20 protein-coding genes and 1 pseudogene are annotated in these 24,895 nt (G+C 62.6%); 7 read left to right on the forward strand and 14 right to left on the reverse strand.

Annotated features, from left to right (window positions below):
* Positions 1 to 96: 96 nt before the first annotated feature.
* Positions 97 to 2,394, reverse strand: coding sequence for a fused MFS/spermidine synthase (locus HB676_RS31225; protein WP_213742348.1), 2,298 nt, complete (start codon positions 2,392 to 2,394; stop codon positions 97 to 99).
* A gap of 282 nt (positions 2,395 to 2,676) precedes the next feature.
* Here HB676_RS31225 and HB676_RS31230 point away from each other — a divergent pair, with 282 nt between their 5' ends.
* Positions 2,677 to 4,278: an NAD(P)/FAD-dependent oxidoreductase gene (locus tag HB676_RS31230; protein ID WP_213742349.1), complete on the forward strand. Its 1,602-nt coding sequence runs from the start codon at positions 2,677 to 2,679 to the stop codon at positions 4,276 to 4,278.
* Between the two features lie 63 nt (positions 4,279 to 4,341).
* Here the strand turns inward: HB676_RS31230 and aqpZ are convergent, their stop codons facing one another.
* On the reverse strand, positions 4,342 to 5,058 hold the full coding sequence (gene aqpZ / locus HB676_RS31235; protein ID WP_213742350.1) for an aquaporin Z: 717 nt from the start codon (positions 5,056 to 5,058) through the stop codon (positions 4,342 to 4,344).
* 342 nt (positions 5,059 to 5,400) lie between these two features.
* Here aqpZ and HB676_RS31240 point away from each other — a divergent pair, with 342 nt between their 5' ends.
* On the forward strand, positions 5,401 to 5,748 hold the full coding sequence (locus tag HB676_RS31240) for a hypothetical protein (protein WP_213742351.1): 348 nt from the start codon (positions 5,401 to 5,403) through the stop codon (positions 5,746 to 5,748).
* Between the two features lie 242 nt (positions 5,749 to 5,990).
* On the opposite strand, the gene HB676_RS31245 is transcribed toward HB676_RS31240, so the two are convergent.
* Positions 5,991 to 6,521, reverse strand: a complete 531-nt coding sequence (locus HB676_RS31245; RefSeq protein ID WP_213742352.1) for a dihydrofolate reductase family protein — start codon at positions 6,519 to 6,521, stop codon at positions 5,991 to 5,993.
* Between the two features lie 46 nt (positions 6,522 to 6,567).
* Positions 6,568 to 6,978 carry an SgcJ/EcaC family oxidoreductase gene (locus tag HB676_RS31250; protein WP_213742353.1) on the reverse strand — a complete coding sequence of 137 codons (411 nt, stop codon included), beginning with the start codon at positions 6,976 to 6,978 and terminating at the stop codon, positions 6,568 to 6,570.
* Between the two features lie 166 nt (positions 6,979 to 7,144).
* Between HB676_RS31250 and HB676_RS31255 the strand changes: the two genes are divergently transcribed.
* Together HB676_RS31255 and HB676_RS31260 are read left to right on the forward strand one after the other, a co-directional pair.
* Positions 7,145 to 7,513, forward strand: a complete 369-nt coding sequence (locus HB676_RS31255) for a VOC family protein (RefSeq protein ID WP_213742354.1) — start codon at positions 7,145 to 7,147, stop codon at positions 7,511 to 7,513.
* Positions 7,514 to 7,572: 59 nt separating this feature from the next.
* Positions 7,573 to 8,457, forward strand: coding sequence for a 50S ribosomal protein L11 methyltransferase (locus HB676_RS31260; protein ID WP_346347470.1), 885 nt, complete (start codon positions 7,573 to 7,575; stop codon positions 8,455 to 8,457).
* A gap of 121 nt (positions 8,458 to 8,578) precedes the next feature.
* On the opposite strand, the gene HB676_RS31265 is transcribed toward HB676_RS31260, so the two are convergent.
* Positions 8,579 to 8,779 (reverse strand): hypothetical protein, encoded by a 201-nt coding sequence (locus HB676_RS31265; protein ID WP_213742356.1) that lies wholly within the window; start codon positions 8,777 to 8,779, stop codon positions 8,579 to 8,581.
* A gap of 192 nt (positions 8,780 to 8,971) precedes the next feature.
* On the opposite strand from HB676_RS31265, the gene HB676_RS31270 reads away from it, so the two are divergent.
* Both HB676_RS31270 and HB676_RS31275 read left to right on the forward strand, forming a co-directional pair.
* Positions 8,972 to 10,804: an aminopeptidase P family protein gene (locus HB676_RS31270; protein ID WP_213742413.1), complete on the forward strand. Its 1,833-nt coding sequence runs from the start codon at positions 8,972 to 8,974 to the stop codon at positions 10,802 to 10,804.
* 281 nt (positions 10,805 to 11,085) lie between these two features.
* Entirely contained in the window at positions 11,086 to 12,369 is a 1,284-nt protein-coding gene (locus HB676_RS31275) for a multidrug effflux MFS transporter (RefSeq protein ID WP_213742357.1), read from the forward strand.
* 120 nt (positions 12,370 to 12,489) lie between these two features.
* Here HB676_RS31275 and ligA read toward each other — a convergent pair whose 3' ends face one another.
* On the reverse strand, positions 12,490 to 14,637 hold the full coding sequence (ligA, locus tag HB676_RS31280; RefSeq protein WP_213742358.1) for an NAD-dependent DNA ligase LigA: 2,148 nt from the start codon (positions 14,635 to 14,637) through the stop codon (positions 12,490 to 12,492).
* 117 nt (positions 14,638 to 14,754) lie between these two features.
* Between ligA and HB676_RS31285 the strand changes: the two genes are divergently transcribed.
* Complete coding sequence (locus HB676_RS31285) at positions 14,755 to 15,039, forward strand: GIY-YIG nuclease family protein (protein ID WP_213742359.1); 285 nt, start codon at positions 14,755 to 14,757, stop codon at positions 15,037 to 15,039.
* Positions 15,040 to 15,161: 122 nt separating this feature from the next.
* Here HB676_RS31285 and recN read toward each other — a convergent pair whose 3' ends face one another.
* From recN to HB676_RS31320, 8 genes and pseudogenes are all read right to left on the reverse strand, one after another.
* Complete coding sequence (gene recN / locus HB676_RS31290; RefSeq protein WP_213742360.1) at positions 15,162 to 16,835, reverse strand: DNA repair protein RecN; 1,674 nt, start codon at positions 16,833 to 16,835, stop codon at positions 15,162 to 15,164.
* A gap of 6 nt (positions 16,836 to 16,841) precedes the next feature.
* Complete coding sequence (locus tag HB676_RS31295) at positions 16,842 to 17,753, reverse strand: outer membrane protein assembly factor BamD (RefSeq protein WP_213742361.1); 912 nt, start codon at positions 17,751 to 17,753, stop codon at positions 16,842 to 16,844.
* A gap of 276 nt (positions 17,754 to 18,029) precedes the next feature.
* A complete protein-coding gene (gene lpxC, locus HB676_RS31300; protein WP_213742362.1) occupies positions 18,030 to 18,989 on the reverse strand; it encodes a UDP-3-O-acyl-N-acetylglucosamine deacetylase in 960 nt (319 codons plus the stop codon).
* A gap of 348 nt (positions 18,990 to 19,337) precedes the next feature.
* On the reverse strand, positions 19,338 to 21,140 hold the full coding sequence (ftsZ, locus tag HB676_RS31305) for a cell division protein FtsZ (RefSeq protein ID WP_213742363.1): 1,803 nt from the start codon (positions 21,138 to 21,140) through the stop codon (positions 19,338 to 19,340).
* A gap of 90 nt (positions 21,141 to 21,230) precedes the next feature.
* On the reverse strand, positions 21,231 to 22,553 hold the full coding sequence (gene ftsA / locus HB676_RS31310) for a cell division protein FtsA (RefSeq protein WP_213742364.1): 1,323 nt from the start codon (positions 22,551 to 22,553) through the stop codon (positions 21,231 to 21,233).
* Positions 22,550 to 23,563 (reverse strand): cell division protein FtsQ/DivIB, encoded by a 1,014-nt coding sequence (locus tag HB676_RS31315; protein WP_213742365.1) that lies wholly within the window; start codon positions 23,561 to 23,563, stop codon positions 22,550 to 22,552. The genes ftsA and HB676_RS31315 overlap by 4 nt, the downstream gene beginning before the upstream one ends.
* Positions 23,530 to 23,858: pseudogene (locus tag HB676_RS33980) on the reverse strand (D-alanine--D-alanine ligase); the annotation flags it as partial. The gene HB676_RS31315 and the pseudogene HB676_RS33980, both read right to left, overlap by 34 nt.
* A gap of 44 nt (positions 23,859 to 23,902) precedes the next feature.
* On the reverse strand, positions 23,903 to 24,889 hold the full coding sequence (locus HB676_RS31320; protein ID WP_213742414.1) for an ATP-grasp domain-containing protein: 987 nt from the start codon (positions 24,887 to 24,889) through the stop codon (positions 23,903 to 23,905).
* Positions 24,890 to 24,895 lie beyond the last annotated feature (6 nt).

Raw genomic sequence — 24,895 nt, forward strand, 5'->3', positions numbered from 1 at the left:
TGTTGAAGCGCCCCCACCCCAACCCTCCCCCGCACGCGGGAGAGGGAGCTCGCCGCCGTCGCTGTGAGAGATCAGCCCAATCTCTTCATACTCTAACTACTGCTCCCCATCGCGCAGCCTTCGATACACCGCGCCCAGCACGTTGGAATAATCGTCGGTCCAGACCCGCTGGTTCTTGTCGGCTGCGGTCTCGGCCCACACGTCTGACGAATCCAGTTCGCCGACATCCTCATCCTCGCGCGCTGAAACGACGACAGAAGTGGCAAAAATGTATTCGGGGTCGCGGCCGGAATCCTCGCTGTAGACCCAGCTCTTGAGATCGTTGGCCGCGGCGATGCCGACCACGACGCTGGTTAAATCCAGATGCCGGTTCGAAACATGCATCAGCACCGCGCCCTGCGGCGCGAGCTTGGCCTTGTAGATCTTCATCGCCTCTTGCGTCGCGAGGTGGATCGGGATCGCGTCCGATGAATAGGCATCGATGATGATCAGATCATAGACGCCATCGGGCTCCCGCGCGAAGGTCAGCCGCGCATCGCCCATCACCGGCTGCAGATCGGGCATGCAATTTTTGATGTAGGTAAAATATTTCGGATCGCGCGCGGTATCGACCATCGACTGATCGATCTCGAAGAACTTCCAGCTCTCGCCGGGCTCCGACGCGCAGGCCAGCGTGCCGGAGCCGAGGCCGATCACCGCCACGCGCAGCGGCGCGCCCTTGCGCTTGCGGATCGCGGTGATCGCGCGGCCGATGCCGCCGTCCTTGTGGTAATAGGTGATCGGCTCGGGCCGCCCTGATATCGGCGAGCCATCATCGTTCTGGAATTTCTGCGCGCCATGGATCGTGGTGCCGTGCATCAGCACATGATACTGGCCGTGCGGCGTTACCACGATCTTGTGGACGCCGAAGAAGCTGCGCACGGTTTCCACCCGCCCGTCATCCGAGGGATAGGCGCGGATCAAGACCAGCGCGACCGCGACGGTGGCAAAGATTTTCCAGCGGCTGGCGTTGAGGCCCAGCGCCAGCAGCGCCGAGAGCACACCGACGCCGCCGATCACCCAGACCCGGTTATCGCTGAGGAAGCTCATCGCCTTCGCCATCAGCTTGCCGTCCGCAACGGTCGGCACAATCAAGACCGCCGTGAGCACCGCAAGGAATAGCCAATACCAGTTGCTCCAGCGCGCCAGGCGCGCGTCGCCGCCGGGTGGCCGGCACAACGCCGCCAGCGCCAGCAGGATCGGGTATTCCGCGATCCATGAGAAGGCGAACGGCGCGATCAGGCCGGCAAAAAGCCCGCCGACCATGCCGCCGAACGACAGCGCGACATAGAAGCCGGTGAGATATTTCGCCGCCGGACGGGTGCGCGCCAATTCGCCATGGCAGGCCATCGCGATGACGAAGAAGCAGACGAGATGACCGCCCAGCGTCAGCAGCAGGTTCTGCTCGCCGCCGACCGCCAGCAGCACGACCACGCCCGCGATCGCCAGCGGCTGCAGCAACAGCATCCAGCTATGCCGCAACAGCGGGCGCGACTGGAACACCAGCACCCAGGTCAACAGATACAGCGACAGCGGCAGCACCCATAGCAGCGGCGCGGCGGCGACGTCGGTCGAAATATGCGCGGTTACCGCGATCAACAGCCCCGAGGGCACCGCGGCGAGGAAGATCCAGCGCGCGCGCAGCATCCAGGGCGGCGGCGGCGTGTCGGTCTGTTCGGCCAGCGTATCGACCACGGCCGAGGCCGGCGAGCGCAGCAACAACACGCCGCAGGCCGCGATCAGGACGATCAGCAGGCCATAGCCACCGGTCCAGATCAGGTTTTGCGTGCGCAGCGTGAACATCGGCTCCAGCAGCACCGGATAGGACAACAGCGCCAGGAAACTGCCGATATTCGAGGACGCATAAAGAAAGTATGGATCGGGACCGTTAGGGTGGCCGGTCCGGACGAACCATGCCTGCAGCAGCGGGTTGTTCGCGGCCAGCGCAAAGAACGGCAGCCCGATCGAGACCGCGAACAGGCCGAGCAGCCAGACCGCATAGCCCGAGGTCGGCGGCTCGCCCCAGCCGCCCGCGATCGACAGCGGCAGCGTCAACAGCGCGATCACCAGCAGCACCAGATGCACCACTACAGGGATCATGCGGTTGCGCAGTTGCATCAGATAATGCGCATAGGCATAGCCGCCGAGCAGCAGCGACTGGAAGAACACCATCGCGACCGACCATACCGCTGGCGATCCGCCGAGCCGCGGCAGCACCATCTTGGTGAACAGCGGCTGCACCGAGAACAGCAACAGCGCGCTGACAAAAATCGCCGCGGTATAGACTGTTAGCACCAGCCGGTTCCGGCCGGCGGAAGGCTTGCCGGCAGCGACGGACGTATCAGATGAAGACATAAAGGCTCCGGAACAACTCCGGCGGGCGCCGGTGGCGGGAGCGGCAATGGAGCATAGGCCGACGCGGCGGGCAATGCGGGGGGCAGGTTACAAAATCATCACTTGACGCTGTGCTGATATCGACGCGTCCGCTAAGGGTTAGTCTCGTCATTCCGGGGCGATGCGAAGCATCGAACCCGGAATCTCGATAGTCCAGGTCTGGCGTTCGAGATTCCGGGTTCATCGCTGCGCGCTGCCCCGGAATGACGGGCAAGGTCGAACGGGAAACTTCTTGAAACAACCATGACAGAAACTGACGTCATCATCATCGGAGCCGGGCATAACGGCCTCACTTGCGCGGCCTATCTGGCGATGGCCGGGCTGCGCGTGAAGGTCGTCGACCGCCGCAAGGTGGTGGGCGGCGCGGCGGTCACGGAGGAGTTTCATCCGGGGTTTCGCAATTCGGTGGCGGCCTACACGGTCAGCCTGCTCAACCCGCAAATCACAGCGGATTTGAAACTGGCCGAGCACGGCCTGCGGATCGTCGAGCGCCGCGCGCAAAATTTCCTCCCCGCGCCCGACAGCCGCTATTTGTTGACCGGCGAAGGCCGCACCCATCAGTCGGTGGCCAAACTCAGCGAACGCGATGCCATCAAGATCGACGCGTTCACGCGCGAACTTGAAGTGATCGCCGATGTACTGCGGCAATTCCTGCTGCGTGCGCCGCCAAACATCGTCGAAGGGTTTAGTGCGGGTTCGGTCCGCGAGGCTTTCAACGCGCTCGGCACCGCCAACATCCTGCGCAAGCTATCGCTCGAACAACAGCGCAGCCTGTTCGATCTGTTCACGCGCTCGGCCGGCGAGATGCTCGACGAGACCTTTGAGAGCGATCTGGTCAAGGCGCTGTTCGGCTTCGACGCGATCGTCGGCAATTACGCCAGCCCCTACGCGGCAGGTTCGGCCTATGTGATGCTGCATCACGCGTTCGGCGAGGTGAACGGCAAGAAAGGCGTATGGGGCCACGCCATCGGCGGCATGGGCGCGATCACCCAGGCGATGGCCAAGGCAGCGCGCAGCCATGGCGCCGATATCGCGCTCGAGGCCGGCGTGCGCGAGGTGATCGTGGAGCGCGACCGCGCCGTCGGCGTGATCCTCGACAACGGCGAAACCGTGCGCGCCAAATATGTCGCCTCCAGCGTCAATCCGAAACTGCTGTATACGCGGCTGATATCGGCGGATGCGCTGCCGGCGGATTTTCTTGGCCGCATCAAAAACTGGCGCAACGGCTCCGGCACATTCCGGATGAATGTCGCGCTCAATTCCCTGCCTTCGTTCACCGCGCTTCCGGGTACCGGCGATCATCTCACCGCCGGAATCATCCTGGCGCCGAGCCTCGACTATATGGACCGCGCCTGGCTGGACGCGCGCGCACAGGGCTGGAGCCGCGAGCCGGTGGTCGAGGTATTGATCCCCTCGACGCTCGACGACACGCTCAGCCCAAAAGGGCAGCATGTCGCCAGTCTGTTCTGCCAGCACGTCGCGCCAGAATTATCCGATGGGCGGTCGTGGGACGATCACCGCGACGAGGTCGCCGATCTCATGATCGCGACGGTCGATAAATACGCGCCAGGTTTTGCGGCGAGCGTGATTGGCCGTCAGGTGCTGTCTCCATCAGATCTGGAGCGTCAATTCGGGTTGCTGGGCGGCGACATTTTTCATGGCGCACTGTCGCTCAATCAATTGTTCTCGGCGCGGCCGATGCTCGGCCATGCCGATTACCGCGGGCCGCTGAAGGGGCTCTATCATTGCGGCAGCGGCGCGCATCCCGGCGGCGGCGTCACCGGCGCCCCCGGCCACAACGCCGCGCGGGTGATCCTTGGGGATCACCGCGCGCTGTTTGGGTAAAGCGTTTTCGAGCGAAGTGGGTACCGGTTCGCGTGAAGAAAACGCGTCAAATATAAAGGCTCGTCATCCCCGGCCCTGCACCGTGCCGGTCGGCTCTCCGCTGAGCCAGCGATAGATCACGCCGCCCAGCACGCCGCCGATTAACGGCGCCACCCAGAACATCCAGAGCTGCGCTAACGCCCATCCGCCGACGAACAGCGCCGGACCGGTGCTGCGCGCGGGATTCACCGACGTATTGGTGACGGGGATGCTGACAAGATGGATCATCACCAGCGCCAGTCCGATCGCCAGCGGCGCAAAGCCGGCCGGCGCGCTGCCATGGGTCGCGCCCATGATGATGAACAGAAACATCATGGTCATCACGACTTCCATGATGAAGCAGGCGGCCTCGCCATACTGCCCCGGCGAATGCACGCCATAGCCGTTCGACGCAAAGCCTTTTGTCACGTCGAACCCGGCCGCGCCGCTCGCGATCACATACAGCAACGCCGACGCCGCAATCGCGCCGATCACCTGAGCGACGATATAAGGCACGACCTGCGCGGCCGGAAAACGTCCACCGGCCGCGAGACCCACCGTCACGGCGGGATTGAGATGGCAACCTGAGACATGACCGATCGCATAGGCCATGGTCACGACACTCAGCCCGAAAGCCAGGGACACCCCGACCAGCCCGATGCCGACCTGTGGAAACGCCGCGGCGATGACCGCGCTGCCGCAGCCCGCAAAGGTCAGCCAAAACGTCCCGATCGCTTCGGCCGCATATTTCTTTCCATTCATGACACTCTCCCCCTGATTCTTATCGTTACCGGCTAAAAGTTGAGCGCAGCCTAACGACAGGATTAAGGCCGCGCCGGTTGCGGCCCGCACAAGTCACAAGTTTTACAACGCGCAAAAAGGCGCGCAACCTCCGCGGCAACATCGCCATCGTCATCGTCTGGTGTTGGTTTACCAGCCCGCCCGGCGGTGGATAAAATTGTGGATAACCGGTGGATGACGTTGGGAAAAGCCTGTGCATAGCGGCAATGCCCCAAAGCAGCACTTCGAGTCTCAATCACCGGTAACTTTCAAGCTAGAATGGATTTTTCAGCGTCGCTGATCGAAGGAGCGGCAGTATTTTCAATGAAGAATGGGCTTTATTCGATCCACATTCACATGCTCGACGGCGTCAGAGGCCGCGACAGTGGTATTCTCATTCTCATGGACGGCAAATTTCTCGGCGGCGGACCCTATTTCTGGTCTGTTGGATCCTACAGTGTCGGCAACGGGACCTGGAAAGGTTCACTGACCACCAATCAGCACACCAGGTTTCCCGACCCCACCGCTCGCCCGTTATTCGCCGGCCAGGAAGTCTCCAGCGGGTTCTCAGGCACCTTCGCCGGCGACCAGGCCGAAGTGTTCGGCACCACTTTATCCGGCAACCGCAGCCTGAGCTTTCGCGCGACGCTGAAGCGGTTGGCGGATAGCTGACGGGGCACCGATGGCGTGGACAACCGGTTCACAAGCCGGTGGACAGGCTGTGGAAAACCGGTGGATGACGCCGGGATAAGCTTGGGGAGAAGCTGTGTGGTTGCGGGGTAAATCCCCGGCAGAAGACTGTGGGAAACTCGGTATGGTTCGGGGGATAACCTGTGGTTCTCAGTTTGAATTTCCTCTCACGCGCCAAAGTCGGCCTGACGCGTCGGCGCGATCCACTCCAGCGAGTTGCGTGATCACGCAGGAACGTAGGTCAACCTGATCACGTCCTCGCCAATCCGATCGCTGGCCACAAGGCGGAGCGGCGGCCGGGGACCGGCGAAGAATGGTTTGCCGCGGCCAAGCACAATGGGATGGAGGTAGAGTCTATACTCATCAATGAGACCAAGGTCGGTCAGGCTTCGCGCCAGATCTGGTCCCGCGACTTCAATCTCCCCGGCGAGTTCGGCCTTCAGCCCACGTATCACCGCCACGAGATCATCTGCGACAAGGGTGGCGTTGGGGCCGACTGACTTGAGCGAGCGCGACACGACCCACTTTGGCTGGCTCCGCCACGCCGCCGCGAAGTCACGAAACGCCGCGTCCCACTCGGGACGGTCTTCGTCCCAAACGCGCATCACCTCGTACATACGGCGACCGTACACGCTGCCGGCCAAGCCGCGCACCTGCTCGATGAAGTGACGGAAGAGCACCGGACCTGGCGCAAACTCCATGTGGTCTATGTAACCGTCAAGCGACTGGTTCATTCCAAAGACGAGCTTCGCCATGCTGCAAATCTCCATTCCAATTCTTCAGAACAGCTTGAACCGGCCTCTAATCCACCGCCGGGACCGAATGATGCTCATGCACAATGGTCCATTGTCCTCCGATCTTGCGCAGCCCGACCGTCAGACGAAAAGCGAGGGGTTTTGGCTTGCCGTCGCTTCCCGGTTCAGCGCATCCCATCGCCGCCACGACAAAGGCGACGTCATCGCCGACGATAACGTTCATGTCGGCGACATCGAAGGGGATCGGATCGCGCGTCCAGGAAAAGAACATGTCCCACGTCTTCCGGTAGGCCTCGATGCCCCGGGATTGAAACGGCGGCGGTACATCGAACATGACGATGTCAGGCGAATGGTTTTTCAGGATTCCGTCGATATCCCGGCGCCGCACCGCTGATGTCCAGGACTCGATGACGCTGCGGACTGCCGCTTCTTCTGATTGACCCTGACCCCTGTTCATCCGAAATCCTTTCCCATTAAAATCGCCGCCCATTGCAGCCTGCCACAGGACGTTTAAGGCGGCGCGCCTCCGACAGCTCGGGCAAGAATATTTCAGAGCCCTGCCCTATCGACCCGCGCCCGGCTTTGATATCGACGGGATGAGAGAAGAACCATGGAGGCCAAGGATGCTGGATCACGTCACTTTTAGCGTGCGCGAAATCGAGCGCTCGCAGGCATTTTACGATGCGGCGTTGCGCCCGCTCGGCATCGAGCGGCTGCACGTCGAGAACGATTGCGCCGGCTATGGCGTGGGCGGCAAGCCTTTCTTCTGGATCGGCCTCAAAGGCGTTGCCCAAACCGGCGCCCATGTCGCCTTTGCGACGCCGGATAGAGTGACCGTCGAGCGGTTCTATCAGGCCGCGCTCGCGGCCGGCGGCAAGGACAACGGCGCGCCGGGATTGCGCCCGCATTATCACGAGAATTACTACGGCGCATTCGTGCTCGATCCCGACGGCCACAACATCGAAGCCGTCTGTCACCGCCCGCATGTCTAATAGGTTTGCGCGTAATCGATTTCGCCTGTTCTGAAATTTCCGGATTGTTCATGAATACCATCACGCCCAGTACCCACCGCGCCACCTTCGCCATCGGCAGCGAACAGACTGCCAAGCGCGTGGTCGATCTGTTGACCGAGAGTTTTTTCGAGGGCCAGGCCGCGATCGCGGCGTTTGAGCGCCCGGACGGACGCTGGGACATCACGGTACATTTCGCCGACCCGCCGGATGAAGTCTCGATCCGCGAACTCGTCGGCATTGCCGCCGGCGATGACGTCGCGCAGGCCATCACCTTCGACACCGTCGAGGCCAAGGACTGGGTCAAGGCTACGCTGGAAGAGCTGGTTCCGGTGCGCGCAGGACGCTTCATCGTGCATGGCCATCATGACCGCGCGCGGATTCCGCCCAACAAACTTGGCATTGAGATCGAGGCCGCGCTGGCGTTCGGCACCGGCCATCACGGCACCACGCGCGGCTGCCTGCTGCTGCTGGATTCCGTGCTGAAAGCCTATCGTCCGCGGCGGGTGCTCGATTTGGGCACCGGCACCGGCGTGCTGGCGATTGCCGCGGCCAAAGCGCTGCTGATCGGCGTGCTGGCCAGCGACATCGATCCGCTGTCGGTGCGGGTCGCGCATGAGAATGCAAGACTCAATGGGACCGGCGACCTGGTGGAAACGATCCAGGCGGTTGGCTTTGCGGCACCGGAGTTCGCACAGCGCGGGCCGTTTGACCTGGTGCTAGCGAATATCCTCGCCAATCCGCTGCGCCAGATGGCAACGGCGATGGCTGGGCATCTGGCGCCTTCGGCGCTGGTGATACTATCCGGGCTGTTGCCGCATCAGGCGCAAAGCGTGATCGCGGCGTATCGGACGCGCGGACTTGTTTTAAAACGGCACATTCAGATCGAGGGCTGGAGCAGCCTGTTGATGCGGAAGGAGGGATAAGTTCTCAACGTCATTCCGGGGCGCGAGTGAAACGAGCGAACCTCAGATGCGCAATTGCGCATCGGGGAATCTCGAGATTCCGGGTTCGATGCTGCGCATCGCCCCGGAATGACGGTGCTAGCTAGCGCGACTTCGGCTTGCGGGCAGCAACACCCTTTTCGTCGCTCAACGTGCGCTTGACGCGGGTCTCGACGAAACGATCCAGGATTTGAACGATGACGCCGCGCTGTTTCTTGGCGACCGACGGCCCGACGTTCTTCGCCACGGACGAAACGGGCCCGCTGGACGGAGGCGTTATTTTCTCAAACGTAAAGGCGGGCATGGTGTATCCCCTCGTCGTTGAGTTGAAACACTCCTGGTATTTCCCCGGACCGTGTTAGACGAACGGTTTGTGACACCAACCGCTTTATCCCCGTCTAATGCAGGTAGAATAATTCAAGCATATGTTATGCCAAATCAAAAGCAATTTGCGTTGCATTGCAGGTTTCTCCACCTGCTCCTAAAGTAGCGGATGATGTTCGAAGCCCATTTCCAGACGTTCGACGAACCCGAAAGCGGCGTAGCGCTGACCGCACGGCTATCCGCGTTTCGCGAGGAACTGACCCGGCGGAAATTGACCGGATTCGTCGTTCCCCGCGCCGATGCGCAGCAAAACGAATATGTTGCGCCCTCCGAAGAACGGCTGGCGTGGCTCACCGGCTTCACCGGATCTGCCGGGCTTGCGATCGTGCTCTCCCGGGAGGCCGCGATATTCGTCGATGGCCGCTATACGCTGCAGGCGGCGAAACAAGTCGATACCAAGGCGTGGAACGTTGAATCCCTGATCGATCCGCCGCCCGAGAGCTGGCTGACCAAGCACCTGGCCGCCGGTGACCGCCTCGGATTCGATCCCTGGCTGCACACTTTTGCGGCAGCCGAGCGGCTGGCCGCGGCCTGCGCCAAGGCCGGCGCGGAACTGGTCGCCGTCGACAGCAATCCGCTGGATTCCGTATGGACGGAACGCCCTGCCCCGCCGCTAGGCGCGGTGAGCGTTCACGGCCCGCAATTCTCGGGCGAATCTGAGGCCGCCAAACTGGGACGGATTCACCAGGAGATCGCGCGGCTGGGTGTCGAGGCGCTGGTGCTGTCGGATTCGCATGCGGTGGCCTGGACCTTCAACATCCGCGGCGCCGACGTGTCGCATACGCCGCTGCCGCTGTCCTACGCGCTGGTGCCCAGGGACGGCCGCCCCGTCATCTTCATCGATCACCGCAAGCTCTCCAACAGCGCCCGCAACCATCTCGAACAGGCCGCCGATGTCGCCGAACCCGATACGCTGACGGCAAGGCTCACCGAATTGTCGAAAAGCGGCGCGTCGATCGCGCTCGACAGCGCGACTGCCGCCGACGCGTTGAGCCGCCTGATAACGGCAGCCGGCGGCAAGCCGGTGCGCGGCAATGATCCCGTCAGTCTCCTCAAAGCCGTCAAGAACGCGACCGAGATCGAGGGCACCAAAACGGCGCATCGGCGCGACGCAGTGGCGCTGGCGCGTTTTCTCGCCTGGATCGACCGCGAGGCGCCCTCCGGTGCGCTGACCGAGATCGACACCGTCGAGGCGCTGGAAAGCTTCCGCCGCGACACCGGCGCCCTGAAGGATGTCTCGTTTCCGACGATTGCCGGCACCGGGCCGAACGGCGCCATCGTGCACTATCGCGTCACCCGCAAGACCAACCGGCGGATTGCGCTAGGCGATCTGCTGCTGATCGATTCCGGCGCGCAATATGAAGACGGCACCACCGACGTCACCCGCACCATCGCGATCGGCGCGCCGACCCATGAAATGCGCGACCGCTTCACCCGCGTGCTGCGCGGCCATATCGCGATTGCCCGCGCGCTATTCCCGGACGGCACCACCGGCGCGCAGATCGACACGCTGGCGCGGCAATATCTGTGGCAGGCCGGCATCGATTTCGAACACGGCACCGGCCATGGCGTCGGCAGTTATCTGTCGGTGCATGAAGGCCCGGCGCGAATTTCCAAGCTCGGCACCGCGCCGCTGCGCCGGGGCATGATCCTTTCCAATGAACCAGGCTACTACAAGACCGACGGTTTTGGGATTCGGATCGAAAACCTCGAACTGGTCGTTGCCGCCGCCGATATCGCCGGCGCCGAAAAGCCGGTGAATACGTTCGAGACGCTGACCCTGGCGCCGATCGATCGCCGGCTGGTCGATCTCAATATGCTCAGCGGCGATGAGCTGAGCTGGTTCAACGATTACCACGCGAAAGTGCGCCACGCGGTTCGCTCGCATGTGGATGAGGCGACGAAGCTGTGGCTGGATGACGCGACGGCGCCGCTGTCGGCGTAGTTCTACGCAGTTCTAGCGCCGGTCGCCATATCGCATTAGGTCGTCATACCCGCGCAGGCGGGTATCCAGTACGCCGCAGCTTCTCGGCTTAATCACAACCGCCTCTGGAATACTGGATCACCTGCTTTCGCGGGTGATGACGGCGGTATGTGTGGCTACGGCAGCGCTTTACCGGCCTTTTCACCGCCTCCCGAAAAACGAATAGCCGCATTCCGAAACGGCCATGTTGCAGGCGCGAGATAACGCTAGAGTCCTGATTCACAGGATTGGGTCAGGCCTTCATGCACGGAGTAGCAGGCAAGCCGCCGGGGGCGGCGAACGGCATCGCGAGTAACGCGCCACCGCGGATCATGCTGCTGTTGCTGGTCGCGATGACCGGCGTGGCGCCGATTTCGCTCTATATGCTGGTACCGGCGCTGCCGCTGCTGGCCACCACCTTCGGCCGCGATATCTCGATCGCGCAGATGACGGTGTCGCTCTATATGGTCGGTATCGCCTGCTCGCAGATCATCATGGGGCCACTCTCCGACAAATTCGGACGCCGTCCGGTGCTGCTGGCCGGCCTTTGCCTGATGGTGGTGGCGAGTGCCGCCTGCATTTTCGCCGAAACGCTGCCGCAACTAATCGCGGCGCGGTTTCTGCAGGCGCTCGGCGGCGCCACCGGCATGGTGGTAAGCCGCGCCATCATCCGCGATCTCTATAGCCGCGAACGCATCAGCTCCATGATCAGCCTTGTGATCGCGGTGATGATGATCGCGCAAATGCTGAGCCCGCTGACCGGCGGCCTATTGGAAATCGCCTTCGGCTGGCGCTCGATCTTCTATGTCATCACCGCCGCCTCGATCGCGATCGGCGCAGGCATCGCCATCGCGCTGCCGGAGACGCGCCGCGATCGCCTCGAGGCCGGCGGGTTTCGCGGCGATGTCGGCAATCTGTTCAAGAGCCGCGCTTTCCTCGGTTATATGCTGTGCCAGGTGCTGGCCTCGCAGATCATCTTCGCCTTCGCCGGCGGCGGTCCCTATATTGTCGTGACGCAGATGGGCCGCTCCAGCGCCGAATATGGCGCATGGTTCGCGACGACCGGTTTTGCCTATCTGATCGGCAATCTGTTTTGCGTGCGCTTCGCGCCGCGGCACTCGCTGGAACGGCTGATCTGGTTCGGCCTCGCGCTGCAACTGCTGGGCAGCTTTTTGAATCTCGTCTGGGGCATCGCCGGGCTCAATCAATCGCCGTCCTGGCTGTTCGGCACCCAGATGCTGGTGATGTTCGCCAACGCCTTCGTGATGTCGAACTCAGCCGCCGGCGCGATCAGCGTACGCCCGGAAGCCGCCGGCACCGCCTCGGGCGCGATGGGATTTCTGCAGATGGGGCTGGGCTCGTTTATCTCGCAGTTCGGAGCTTATCTAGGCGGGCATTTTACAACGCCGGTGCCGCTCAACATCGCCGTCCTTGTCTTGTCGCTGGCCTGCGCCTCGACAATGGTGTTCCTGGTGCCGAGGCGGACGGTGGTGGTGAGCGAGGAGTTGATCGAGCAGGCGGAAGAGGAAGAATCGGGGTTGTTGTAGAGGGTTACCCGATCAGCCTGGAAGATCGTCATTGCGAGCGAAGCGAAGCAATCCATCGGGCAGCAAGAAAGAGTGGATTGCTTCGTCGCTACGCTCCTCGCAATGACGGCGGGTCCAATCTCACTCCCCGACCAGCTTCAACCACTCGTCCTCCGTCAGCACGGTCACGCCATGCTTCTTGGCCTCGGCGAGTTTCGAACCCGCCCCCGGCCCCGCCACCACATAATCCGTCTTCTTCGACACCGAGCCCGCGGCCTTCGCACCCAGACGTTCCGCCGTCGCCTTGGCTTCGTCGCGCGTCATCTTCTCCAGCGATCCGGTGAACACCACCGTCTTGCCGGCGACCGCCGAATTGCTCTTCGGCTTTTCGGTGTCGAGGATGGTGACCTCTTTGGTCAGCCGCTCGACGATCCCGCGATTATGGCTCTCGCCGAAATAGGCCTTGATGCTGGCGATCACGGTGTCGCCGATCTGGTCGAGCGCATCCATCTCGGCGATGGCTTCCTCGTCGTCTTTCGTGACCTTCAGGCAGGCATCGTGAAACGCCGTCCACGACCCGTAGCCGCGCGCCAGCGCCAGCGCGGTGGTCTCGCCGACATGACGCATGCCGAGCGCGAAGATAAAACGCTCAAGCGAGATATTGCGCCGTGCCTCGATGGAGGCGAACAGATTGCGCACCGATGTCTCGCCGTAGCCTTCGATCTCCTCAAGCTTGAATTTGGCGTTGCGCTTCGGCAGCGTGAAGATATCGGCGGGCTCTGTTACCCATCCCTGCTCGAAAAAGAATTCGATCTGCTTTTCGCCGAGCCCGTCGATATCGAAAGCGCGGCGCGAGGCGAACAGTTTTAAGTGCTCGATCTTCTGATAGGGGCAGGCGAACTCGCCGGTGCAGCGCGCGCGCGAACCCTCCTCGCCGGTCGCAGTTTCGCCGCGCACCACATCGGTATGCAGCGGGCACGGGCATTTCTTCGGGAAATGATATTCCTTGGCAGTCTTCGGCCGCTTGTCGATCACGACGTCGACGATCTGGGGAATCACATCGCCGGCGCGCTGCACCACGACGGTGTCGCCAATGCGGATATCGCGACCCTCGCGCAATTGCTCGCCGTCGCCGCCGATACCCCGGATATAGTCTTCGTTATGCAGCGTAACATTTTGCACGATGACGCCGCCGACGCCGACCGGTTCAAGCTTGCCAACCGGCGTGAACGAACCGGTGCGCCCGACCTGGATCTCGATATCCCGCAGCACGGTGATGGCACGCTCGGCCGGGAATTTATGCGCGATCGCCCAGCGCGGCGTGCGCGACACAAAGCCAAGACGCTCCTGCCAGTCGAGCCGGTCGACCTTGTAGACCACGCCGTCGATATCGTAATCGAGCCCGGCGCGTTGCTCCTCGATCTTGCGATGGAACGCGATCAACTGCTCGACCGAATGACATTGTTTGGTCAGCGGATTGGTCTTGAAACCGCAGCGCTCGAACCAGGAGATCATGCCGGATTGCAGATCGGCCGGCATATCGCTCATCTCGCCCCAGGCATAGGCAAAGAAGCCGAGGGGACGCGAGGCGGTAATGCCGGGATCCTTCTGACGTAGCGAACCGGCGGCTGAATTGCGCGGATTGGCGAAAATCGTCTCGCCGGCGGCCTTCTGCCGCTCATTGAGCGCGAGAAACGCCTGCTTGGTCATGTAGACCTCCCCGCGCACCTCGCAGACGTCAGGAATATTGCGGCCCTTCAGTTTCTTCGGCACATCCTCGAGCGTACGGATGTTGGCCGTGACGTCCTCGCCCTCCGTACCATCGCCACGCGTCGCGGCGGTAACGAGTTCGCCGCCCTCATAGCGCAGCGACATCGACAGACCATCGATCTTCGGCTCGGCGCTGAAATCGATCTCGTCTTCGTCGCCAAGTTTCAGGAAGCGCCGGATGCGGCCGACGAAATCGACGACATCCTCTTCGGCAAAGGCGTTGTCGAGCGACAGCATCGGGACCGCGTGGCGGACCTTCTTGAATCGTCCAGACGGCGCGACGCCGACTTTCTGCGACGGCGAATCGCCGGTGACGAATTCCGGAAACCGCGCCTCGATCGCGTTGAATCGCTTGCGCAGCTCGTCATACGCGGCGTCAGAAATCTTCGGCGCATCGTCCTGATAATAACGCTTGTCGTGCCCCTCGATCTCCAGCGTCAGCCGCATCAGCTCAACCTTCGCCTGCGCCTTGGTGAGGGCATCGACGGCGGGGGGAGATTTTTTTGGTTTTGCTGTCATGAGATAAATTGTAACCCGTCATTCCGGGATGGTCCGAAGGACCAGACCCGGAATCTCGAGATTCCGGGTTCGTGCTTTGCACGCCCCGGAATGACGACGTTGAGAGTGATGAAAGTCATGGCCTACTACGTCTACATACTCGCAAGCAGAAAAGATGGAGCAACCTACATCGGGGTAACAAACGATATCGTGCGCCGGATTTTCGAACACCGAACAAAAGCCGTCCGCAGCTTCACATCCAAATATAATATCACACGACTTGTTTGGTTCGAAATCTACGATGATCCAATTTCCGCGATTTCCCGCGAGAAAGAAATAAAGAAGTGGAAGCGGGCCTGGAAGACCAAGCTAATTGAAGAGAAAAATCCACAGTGGGAGGATTTGTATGAATCCATTTGCTGATTGATGGATTCGTCATTCCGGGATGGTCCGAAAGGACCAGACCCGGAATCTCGAGATTCCCCGATGCGCAATTGCGCATCTGAGGTTCGATGCTGCGCATCGTCCCGGAATGACGGAGGATATTACGCCGTCGCCGCCTTCAGCAGTCGTTCCGCCGCCGCCCTGGCCTCCGCGGTGATCTCGGCGCCGGCCAGCATGCGGGCGATTTCTTCGCGGCGGTGATCGGCGGCGAGTGCGTTGACGCGGGTGGCGACGCGCTTGCCCTTGTCGAGCGCGTCCTTTGAAATCAGCAAATGCTGGCTGGCGCGGGCGGCGACCTGCGGCGCGTGGGTCACGGCCATCACCTGCACCTTGCCCGCGAGCCGCGCCAGCCGCGCGCCGATCGCATCGGCCACCGCACCGCCAACCCCGGTGTCGATTTCGTCGAACACCAGCGTGGGCGCCGATCCCTTGTCGGACAGCACCACCTTGAGCGCCAGCAGGAACCGCGATAGCTCACCGCCGGAGGCCACTTTCATCATCGGACCGGCCCTGGTGCCGGGATTGGTCTGGACCCAGAATTCGACGCGATCGAAGCCCTGCGGCCCCGGCGATTTCAAATCAGTCTCGACCTGCGTCATGAATTTGGCGCGCTCCAGTTTCAGCGGCGCGAGTTCGGCGTTGACGGCCTTGTTGAGTTTTTCGGCGGATTTGGTCCGCGCCGCGGAAAGTTTGGTCGCAGCCGCGCTGTAACGCTTGTCGGCCTCGGCCGCGATCTTCTCCAGCCTGGTCAGTTGATCCGCTCCGGCATCGATCAGCGCGACATCCGAAGCGTATTTCGCGGCTAGCGCCGCGAGGCCATCGACCGGCGTCGAATATTTGCGCGCGGCGGCGCGCAGCGCAAACAGCCGCTCCTCGATGCGCTCAAGCTCGGACGGATCGAAATCCGCCGCGATCAACGCCGCGCTGAGGTGCTGGTCGGCTTCCTCCAGCGCGTTGATCGCGGCGTCGATCGCCTTCACCGCGGGCTCGACCAGGGTCGGCGAATTTCCCGCCCGCCGTTCCAGCCGGCGCACCGCCGCGGACAATGCGGCGACCGGCGAGTGATGGCCGCTGACGGCGTCCTGCGCCTCGCGCAAATCGGTCGCGATCTTCTCGCCCTGCATCATGGAGGTGCGGCGGCCGGCCAACGTGGTTTCCTCGCCGTCCTTCGGCGCCAGCTTCTTCAGCTCATCGGCGGCATGGCGCAGATAATCCGCTTCGCGGGCCGCGCGCTCCATGCCGGCGCGATGTTCATCGAGCACCGTATTGGCCGCGCGCCTTGCGTCCCACAACAGTTCAAGTGCCGCGACGTCCTTTTCCAGGCCGGCAAACGCGTCGAGCAATTGCCTATGGGTCGAGGCATCGACCAGCGCGCGTTCGTCATGCTGGCCATGAATTTCAACCAAAGCCGCGCCGACCGCCTTGAGGGTCTGCACGCTGATCGCCTGATCGTTGATGAAGGCGCGGGTGCGGCCATCGGCAAGCTGCACGCGGCGGAGAATCATTTCACCGGTATCGTCGAGGCCGTTGTCTCCAAGAATCGCCGAGGCCGGATGGCCCTTGGGGATATCGAACACCGCGGTGACCTGGCCCTGCTCCGCGCCATGCCGCACCAGGCTCGCGTCGCCGCGGCCGCCGAGCGCCAGCGCGAATGCATCGAGAAGGATGGATTTGCCCGCCCCGGTCTCACCGGTCAAAACCGCAAGGCCACGGGAAAACTCGATATCAAGCCGTTCGATCAGGACGATGTCACGGATCGAAAGACGCGCCAGCATGTGAAATCAATTCCTAGCAAGACCCAGTTTCTTGAAGGCCTGCGAAATATAGGACCCTCTGTCCTCGGTCGGTTCGAGGCCACCGGACTTTACTAGATTATACGCGTCCTTGTACCAGGGACTGTCAGGAAAATTGTGCCCAAGCACGGCCGCAGCGGTTTGGGCCTCGCTGACGATACCGATCGCCATATAGGCCTCGGTCAGCCGGGCCAGCGCTTCCTCGACATGCCGGGTGGTCTGATACTGCGTCACCACGGTCTTGAAGCGGTTGATGGCGCCGATGTAGTTGCGCTTTTGCATGTTGTAGCGGCCGACATTCATTTCGCGGCCGGCGAGCTGGTCGCGCGCGGCTTCGAGCTTGGCCTTGGCGCTGACGGCATATTCCGAGGTCGGGTATTTGCGGACCACTTCTTCCAGCGCGGCAATGGCCTTTTCGGTCCGGCCCTGATCGCGCGTGATGTCGGGGATCTGGTCGTAATGCGAGGCCGCGATCAGGAATTGCGCATAGGCAGCGTCGGGGCTGCCCGGATGCAGGGTGACGTAGCGCGTCGCAGCACCAATGCAACTGTCGTAATCGTTGGCGGTGTAGAAGGCATAGGCCGACATCAGCAGCGATTTGCGCGCCAGGTCGGAATAAGGATGCTGGCGATCGACTTCCTCGAACTTCTTCGAGGCCTGCTTCGGGTCGTGCCTGTCATTCATCAGGAACAGGCCCTCATTATAGAGCTTGTCCGCAGGCTCCTCGACGAAGGTCTCGTCCTTGTTGAAAACCTTGTCGTAGGTCTCGGTCATGGAGCTGCAGCCGCTCAGCGGAATCCCGACAACGGCAAGGCCCGCGGCCAGGCGCAGCGGCAGCGCAAACCGGCGCAGACCAGACGAGATCGTGTGAAATCCAAGCGTCATGCGCTGTACCGACATAAAATCAAGACCTGACGCCTGTGCTGTGATGCGGTGCCCGCCGCGCGCCCTGAACATGGTCATAGACGCGGTAAATGACTCGCGGCGCCATACATGCAACCGCACGCCTTTTTAACCGAAAAAAGTCCCATAACCAACCGAATACGCAGGCATTTCGCCCGGATTAAGGCAGCTGCGAGCGATCGCGGCCAATCTTGGTTACCGCGCCTGATCAGCCAAAATGTCAGGTAAGCAAAGCGTCAGGAAAGCAAAGTCAGGACATTTCGCAAGCGAAAGTCAGGAAACGTCCGGACCATAGGCCGGGGCGATCATGCCGCCAGCCATGCCACTGCCGGCCTCGGCGTGACCGCGCGGACGGCGTGCGGTTTCCGCCTCGACTACCCGCCAAGCACTGCGATCGGCCAAGAGGGCCGTCAGCACCGCGTGATTGAGCTTGTGACCGCCGCGTACCGAGCGGAAAGCGCCCAGCAGGGGCAATCCGGCCAGCGCGAGGTCGCCGATCACGTCGAGAACCTTGTGACGCGCACATTCGTCGGGATAGCGCAGGCCTTCGGTGTTGAGGATCCGGGTTTGATCGTACACCACCGAATTCTCAAAGGAGGAACCGAGCGCGAAACCTGCGCTCCAGAGCTGCGCCACATCGTTCATGCACCCGAAGGTGCGGGCGCGTGAAATCTCGCGGCGGAACCGTTCCGCGCTGAGATCGAGCGTATAATTCTGACGGCCGATCGCCGGATTGGTGAAATCGATCTCGACTTCGGCGCGGAAGCCAGCCGCATAGGGCCGCAACTCGCCGAACGAGGCGCCCATCGTGACCTGCACGGGCTTGAGCACCTGAATGAAACGGCGCGATGCCGACTGGGTAACGATACCGGCCTGCTCGATCGCGGCGACGAAAGCAGCGGCGCTGCCGTCCATGATCGGAACTTCCGGACCATCGACTTCGATCGTGGCGTTATCGACGCCCATGCCCCGCAGTGCAGCAAGGACATGCTCCGCGGTGGAGACCAGCGGGCCCTCACGGTCGCCCAGCACAGTCGCGAGTTCGGTGGAGATCACGGCTTCTGCCGTCGCCTGAACTTCGCGGTCGCAACCATCGAGGCCGGTGCGAACAAAAACAAAGCCCGCATCGACAGATGCAGGCCCGAGCGTCAGACTGACAGGCAACCCTGAGTGAACGCCGACACCTGTAACGGTGGCTTGCGAGCGAAGCGTTGTCTGCCGGCTAAACTTCATGCGAAAATTGCCCACTGACTTTACCAAGAGTTCAGACCGACCCAAACCTGCGTCGATTCGTCTCGAAGTATCCCCAAGTCACGGCAGACCATAGTGATTGCCTCAAAGCACGCCAACTCACGCTTTTTTACGGATTGTTACCCAATCTCTGCCGTATTCACGCCAAAGGTTGACCAAACTCCGCCGCTGCCAGAGGCAGTTTGGCTTTTTCACTTCACCACGAAATGCATAATTAATCATTTATAATCAGTTGCTTGGCTCTGAAGCGACTATTCCAACCCTTAAAAAAGAAGAAGGCCCCGGCTGATCCAGCCAGGGCCTCCAGGGTCGTCGGAATTGTAACAAACTTCAGTTCGACTGGCGGCGCAGGAAGGCCGGGATATCAAGATGGTCGTCGCCCTGTGGCGCGGCGGCAACAGGTGCCGGGCGGCCATGGACGTCCAATCCCTGCGGAGCGGGCCGGCGAGCGTATTCAGATACCGGTTCGCTGGCTGCGATTTGCTGTGCGACGCTGCGCTGCGGCTTGCGTTCCGGCAGCGGCGGCATCGGCGCCATCGCCGGACCGGAGGCGCGGGCCGCGATCGGCGGTTCGCTCTCTTCGTCGCGGCGGCCGAGGCCGACATTGGCGAGACGCTGCAGCAGCGACATCCGGGTCTTCTGCGGATGCTCTTCCTCGACTTCACCGCGGGCCTGCCGGATTTCGTTCTGCGCGGGCATCGGCAGGTCTTCGAATTTCGGCATCCGGGGGGTGCGCGACGGCGCCCGCTCAGCCGCTTGCGGGATGAACGTCTCGGGCATCGCCGGCTCGTGGATTGCGACCGGAGCAACATCATGATCCGGGAACAGCGACGGCTTCTGCGCGATCGGGCGAACCGTGACGTCGCCGTAGGAGGCGGGCTGCAGCGGCGCCGACATCGCCGGCTGTGAAGTTTCCGGCGCGACCGCGGCGGCAATTGCAGCCAGGGCGGCACGTTCGACGCTACCGGAAGCGCGTTGCTGCTGCGGCGCGGCAACGACCGGAGCCGGCTGCGGCGCCATGGCGGGCGCTTCCATCTTCTGGGCGGCGCGCTCGGCCAAGCGCGCGTTGTCGGCACGCAACCGCGCGGTCAGATCGGCCAAACGCGTATCCGGGGCCACCGCATTGGTCACGGGAGCAGCCGGGGCGGTCGCATTGCGCGAGATCAGGGCCTGTTCGATGCCGGTCGCCACGACGGAGACGCGGATCACGCCATCGAGGCTCTCGTCGAAGGTGGCGCCGACGATGATGTTGGCGTCCTGGTCGACTTCTTCGCGGATTCGGGTCGCGGCTTCGTCGACTTCGAACAGCGTCAGGTCCTTGCCGCCGGTGATCGAGATCAAGAGGCCACGGGCCCCCTTCATCGAGGAATCGTCGATCAGCGGATTGGCGATCGCGGCTTCGGCTGCAGTCAAAGCGCGCTTGTCGCCGGAGGCTTCGCCGGTACCCATCATCGCCTTGCCCATTTCGCGCATCACGGCGCGGACGTCGGCGAAGTCGAGATTGATCAGGCCTTCCTTGACCATCAGGTCGGTGATGCAGGCGACGCCCGAATAGAGCACCTGGTCGGCCATCGCGAACGCGTCGGCGAAGGTGGTCTTTTCGTTGGCAACCCGGAACAGGTTCTGGTTCGGGATGATCAGAAGGGTGTCGACCACCTTGTGCAGCTCGGCAATGCCGGCTTCGGCGGTGCGCATGCGGCGCTGGCCTTCGAAGTGGAACGGCTTGGTGACCACGCCCACGGTGAGGATGCCCATGTCGCGCGCGGTCTTGGCGATGACGGGGGCCGCACCGGTACCGGTACCACCGCCCATGCCGGCGGTGACGAACACCATGTTGGCGCCGGAGAGATGATCGCGGATTTCATCGATGACTTCCTGCGCCGCGGCAGCGCCGACATCCGGCTGCGAACCGGCGCCGAGGCCCTGGGTGACCTGGGTGCCCATCTGCACGATGCGCTGCGCCTTGGACATGGTCAGCGCCTGCGCGTCGGTATTGGCGACGACGAAATCGACGCCCTGCAATCCGGCGGTGATCATGTTGTTGACGGCATTGCCGCCCGCGCCACCTACGCCGAACACGGTGATCCGCGGTTTCAACTCGCTGATGTCAGGGGGTGTTAGATTGAGTGCCATGGTTGCCTCTCGATTACGACGCGCGCGTTGGTTCGCCCCGGCCGGCGGCCGCGGGAAGTGGTGAAAATGGGAGGGTGCGGAAAAGTTTCATCAGAAGCCCTCACGAAGCCATCGGCCGACTTTTCCGAAGTAGCCGTCAGTCCCTGTCCGAAGCTGCCGCGTATGCCGCGGTTCGACGTGTTCAAGATGAGCGTATTGCGGATAGACCAGGAGGCCCGAGGGGACCGCGAACGACGCGCTCTTCGCCTCATGGGGCAGCCGGCCAAACCCGAGCGGACGGCCGATCCGCACCGGGCGGCCGAGAATCTGGGTCGCCAATTCAAGCGTTCCGGAGAGCTGCGATGCGCCACCGCTCAAGACAACGCGGGCCTTCGGTTCGGACGCAAAGGGGGAATCGGCAAGCCGGTCCCTGACCATTTCAAAAATCTCCTCGGCGCGGTGCCGGATAATGTTCGCGATGGTGGCGCGGGAGACGACCTGTGGAACATCCCGCTCGTTGTCGCCGGCCGACGGCACAGACATCAACTCGCGCGCATCGGACCCGCCGGTCAGCACGGTGCCATATAACGTCTTGATTCGCTCGGCATCCGCAATGCATGCGCTGATGCCGCGTGCAAGATCCATCGTGATGTGTTGCCCGCCGAGCGCAAATCCGCTGGCATGCACGAAGCGGCCGCCGGCATAGGTCGCGATCGTGGTGGTGCCCGCGCCCATCTCGACCACGGCGGCGCCGATATCGACTTCATCATCCGTCAACACCGAGAGACCGGCCACATAGGGGCTTGCGGCCATGGCTTCGACGTTGAGATGACAGCGCTCGACCACCAGCATCAGGTTCCTGGCGACCGTCGCGTCCGCCGTGACCACGTTCATGTCGACGCCGAACTGCCGCGCCACCATGCCCTTGGGATCGCGGATGCCCTTGACGCCATCCAGCGCGTAGCTGACCGGCAGCGCATGCAAAACCGTGCGGCCCTCGCCGGTGGCGTGGTGCATGCCGGTGGAGGTGACGCGGCTAATGTCCGCCGAAGTCACCGCGCCGCCCTTGATGTCGGCCGCGGCTTCGATCAACTGGCCTTGCAGCCGGCCTGCCGAAACCGACAGCAAAACCGATTCAACGCGAACTTTGGCCATGCGTTCGGCCAATGCCACCGCCTGGCGCACCGCTTGTTCGCATTCGGCGAGATCGACCACCGCCCCGGCCTTGACGCCGCGCGACTGGATCTGGCTGTAGCCGATCAGTTCGACCGCATGGCTGCGCCCGCGCAGCGCTTCGTTCGGCGGGCACGGCCGCAACCGCGCGATCATGCAGGCGATCTTGCTGGTGCCGATATCGAGCGAGGCCACCAGCGCGGTGCGCTTCTGCGGCATCGGACGCGTCTTCGGGGTCTGATTGCGTTCGAAGCCGGTCATGCGTCACCGGCTTTCTTCTTGGCCTTCTTGTCCTTGAACAGGTCTTCGCGGGCTTTCGCCGCATCATCCGACAATTGCACGGTCAGCCGGTCCGGCAGCCGCATATCGACGGCGACGATATCACGGGAAAACAGCCGGTCGTCCTTGTCGAGCTTGCTCAGCGAAGCCAGCGCGTTGCCGACCTCGTTTTCCGGCAGCCGGACGTCGAGACCGTCCTTGAGGCGCAGGTTCCAGCGCCGTTCGCCGACAAAGATCGCGGCCTTGGTCACCGAATTGACCTGCGGATAGCGCGCCAGCAATGCCAGGAAATCCCGGGCGCGGGTTTCGGCGCCCTTGCCGACCACCAGCGGCAGCGTCAGGAAGCGGCGCGACACGTAGGGTTCGAGCACCGCGCCGTCATCGGCGATCACCGACAGGCGGCCATCCTGCTGCCACAGCGCGAACGCCGTGCGCTCGACGATGTCGATCCGCAACTGCCCGGGATAGAATTTCAGCACCGTTGCGTCGCTGATCCAGGGATTGGCTTTCAGCCGGTCGCGCACCGCGGCGGCGTCGAGGAACAGCAGCGAGGAGCGGCCGTTGACGCCCCCGATCGCGAGTATTTCATCCTGGGACAATTGCTTGCGGCCGTTGATTCCGACGGTGGTGATCCGGAACCCGGCCGAATTGGCCATCGCGTTGCGGCTATCGCTCAGCGCGGCGGTGAATTCCTCGAGATGGCCACCCCTGACGATGCCGAACCCGGCGCTGCCCAGCAGCAACAGCACGGTTGCGATCACGCCAACACGATGCGGAAGATAGCGCTCCACGAGCGCGATCAGACGGGGCGCCTCTTCGGCACGGTCGAGACGCGCTTTGGGCTTGGCCGGCGCGCGCTTTACGGCGGCGATCGCCCGCTTTTCGGCCAGCCACTCGCGCAACAGCACGACCGCCCCAACGGCGGCCGCTTTCAGGTCAGCTTGGGGCCCCAGCGATCTCAACGACCGAGCGAGGCGTCCTGCACCATCCATTGCACGAGCTCGTCACATGTTTGCCCGCAAAAGCTTGCGGGTTCTGGCACAGATGACGTCTCGGTCATGCCGGGTTGCGGGCTGGCCTCAAGCTGGAAAGAGGCCATCTGATCCCTCGATGCGGTCGTCGAAGCGGAAATCCGCAACAGCTCACGCCCCGGCAGCCAAACGCCACATGCGCCGCCAGCGTTAACCTTCGGACTTCCTGGTAAACAAAGGGTAAAGTAGGTACCAACTGGGTACGATTTGGTGTGCCGGCTGAACACTTTGCCCAACAATTGTAGGATTTTAGCAACGCCGCGGTTCCGCCCCCCGGCCGGAAGCGACGCGGTCAGCCCGCTATTTTTGCGCCCGTTTGGCCCCAAGCTCGATCTGGCCACGCAAAAAATCAATAAACTCGATGCCCTGCGCCTTGAGCGCCTTCGGGTAGAGCGAGGCCTTGGTCAGGCCGGGCAAGGTGTTGGTTTCCAGATAGACCGGCCCTTTCGCCGAGACGATGAAGTCCGAACGCGAATAGCCGCTGCACGACATCGCCCGGTGCGCCCGAACTGCAAGGTCCATGATCCCAGCGCTAATTTCGGGCGAAAAGCGCCCCGGGCAGATTTCCTGGGTCGATTTGGCCAGATACTTCGCAGTGTAATCGAACCCGCCATCCGCCGTGATGATTTCGATCGGCGGCAGCGCGATAACAGAACCGTCCGCCTGCTCCAGCACGCCGCAGGTCGCCTCCGTGCCTGAGATAAACGGCTCGATCACATATTCTTCCGTTTTGGCGGCGTTGCGCACGGCGACGAGGTCCTGCCTGGCATTGACGTAGATCAGGCCGTAGCTCGATCCATCCCGTGCCGGCTTGGCGATCAACCGGCCATACTCGGCCAGCGCCTTCTCGGCATCCCCAAGCGCGACGCCAGCCGGCGCCTTGACACCAGCAAGCGCCGCGAACTGCTTGGCCGCGATCTTGTCAAAGGCGAGATGCGACGAGGCCGAGCCCGAACCGGTAAAGGCGACCCCGCGCATTTCGCACATCGCCTGCAATTCGCCGTTCTCCGCCCGGCCGCCATGCAGGCCGAGCACCAGCAGGCGATCCTCCGCCTTGGCCTTGTCCAGCGCCAGTTCGATCGCGACACCGACGCCGTCGGGCTTGAACGGATCCTCAAACGGCCTGGCATGACCGAGAAGCTTTTCGGACTGGACCTGATGCACGCTGTCATCGATATCCCAGAACCACAGATCGGCCTCCGGCAACGCCGTATGCAGCGCCTGCGCGGTCGCGACCGAGACCAGGCGCTCTTTATTGGTGCCGCCGAAAAGAATGGTGATGCGCATCATTTC

The sequence above is a fragment of the Bradyrhizobium sp. dw_411 genome (assembly GCF_018449695.1).
Lineage (GTDB): Bacteria > Pseudomonadota > Alphaproteobacteria > Rhizobiales > Xanthobacteraceae > Bradyrhizobium.

Bases quoted from the DNA above. Each gene is read 5' to 3' on its own strand.
- HB676_RS31240 (WP_213742351.1), top strand. From the start codon at position 5,401: ATGAAGAATGGGCTTTATTCGATCCACATTCACATGCTCGACGGCGTC.
- HB676_RS31275 (WP_213742357.1), top strand. From the start codon at position 11,086: ATGCACGGAGTAGCAGGCAAGCCGCCGGGGGCGGCGAACGGCATCGCG.
- HB676_RS31225 (WP_213742348.1), bottom strand. From the start codon at position 2,394: ATGTCTTCATCTGATACGTCCGTCGCTGCCGGCAAGCCTTCCGCCGGC.
- HB676_RS31230 (WP_213742349.1), top strand. From the start codon at position 2,677: ATGACAGAAACTGACGTCATCATCATCGGAGCCGGGCATAACGGCCTC.
- HB676_RS31285 (WP_213742359.1), top strand. From the start codon at position 14,755: ATGGCCTACTACGTCTACATACTCGCAAGCAGAAAAGATGGAGCAACC.
- HB676_RS31315 (WP_213742365.1), bottom strand. From the start codon at position 23,563: ATGGATGGTGCAGGACGCCTCGCTCGGTCGTTGAGATCGCTGGGGCCC.
- ftsZ (WP_213742363.1), bottom strand. From the start codon at position 21,140: ATGGCACTCAATCTAACACCCCCTGACATCAGCGAGTTGAAACCGCGG.
- HB676_RS31320 (WP_213742414.1), bottom strand. From the start codon at position 24,889: ATGCGCATCACCATTCTTTTCGGCGGCACCAATAAAGAGCGCCTGGTC.
- HB676_RS31250 (WP_213742353.1), bottom strand. From the start codon at position 6,978: ATGAACAGGGGTCAGGGTCAATCAGAAGAAGCGGCAGTCCGCAGCGTC.
- HB676_RS31255 (WP_213742354.1), top strand. From the start codon at position 7,145: ATGCTGGATCACGTCACTTTTAGCGTGCGCGAAATCGAGCGCTCGCAG.
- ligA (WP_213742358.1), bottom strand. From the start codon at position 14,637: ATGACAGCAAAACCAAAAAAATCTCCCCCCGCCGTCGATGCCCTCACC.
- HB676_RS31265 (WP_213742356.1), bottom strand. From the start codon at position 8,779: ATGCCCGCCTTTACGTTTGAGAAAATAACGCCTCCGTCCAGCGGGCCC.
- ftsA (WP_213742364.1), bottom strand. From the start codon at position 22,553: ATGACCGGCTTCGAACGCAATCAGACCCCGAAGACGCGTCCGATGCCG.
- recN (WP_213742360.1), bottom strand. From the start codon at position 16,835: ATGCTGGCGCGTCTTTCGATCCGTGACATCGTCCTGATCGAACGGCTT.
- lpxC (WP_213742362.1), bottom strand. From the start codon at position 18,989: ATGAAGTTTAGCCGGCAGACAACGCTTCGCTCGCAAGCCACCGTTACA.
- HB676_RS31295 (WP_213742361.1), bottom strand. From the start codon at position 17,753: ATGTCGGTACAGCGCATGACGCTTGGATTTCACACGATCTCGTCTGGT.
- aqpZ (WP_213742350.1), bottom strand. From the start codon at position 5,058: ATGAATGGAAAGAAATATGCGGCCGAAGCGATCGGGACGTTTTGGCTG.
- HB676_RS31270 (WP_213742413.1), top strand. From the start codon at position 8,972: ATGTTCGAAGCCCATTTCCAGACGTTCGACGAACCCGAAAGCGGCGTA.
- HB676_RS31245 (WP_213742352.1), bottom strand. From the start codon at position 6,521: ATGGCGAAGCTCGTCTTTGGAATGAACCAGTCGCTTGACGGTTACATA.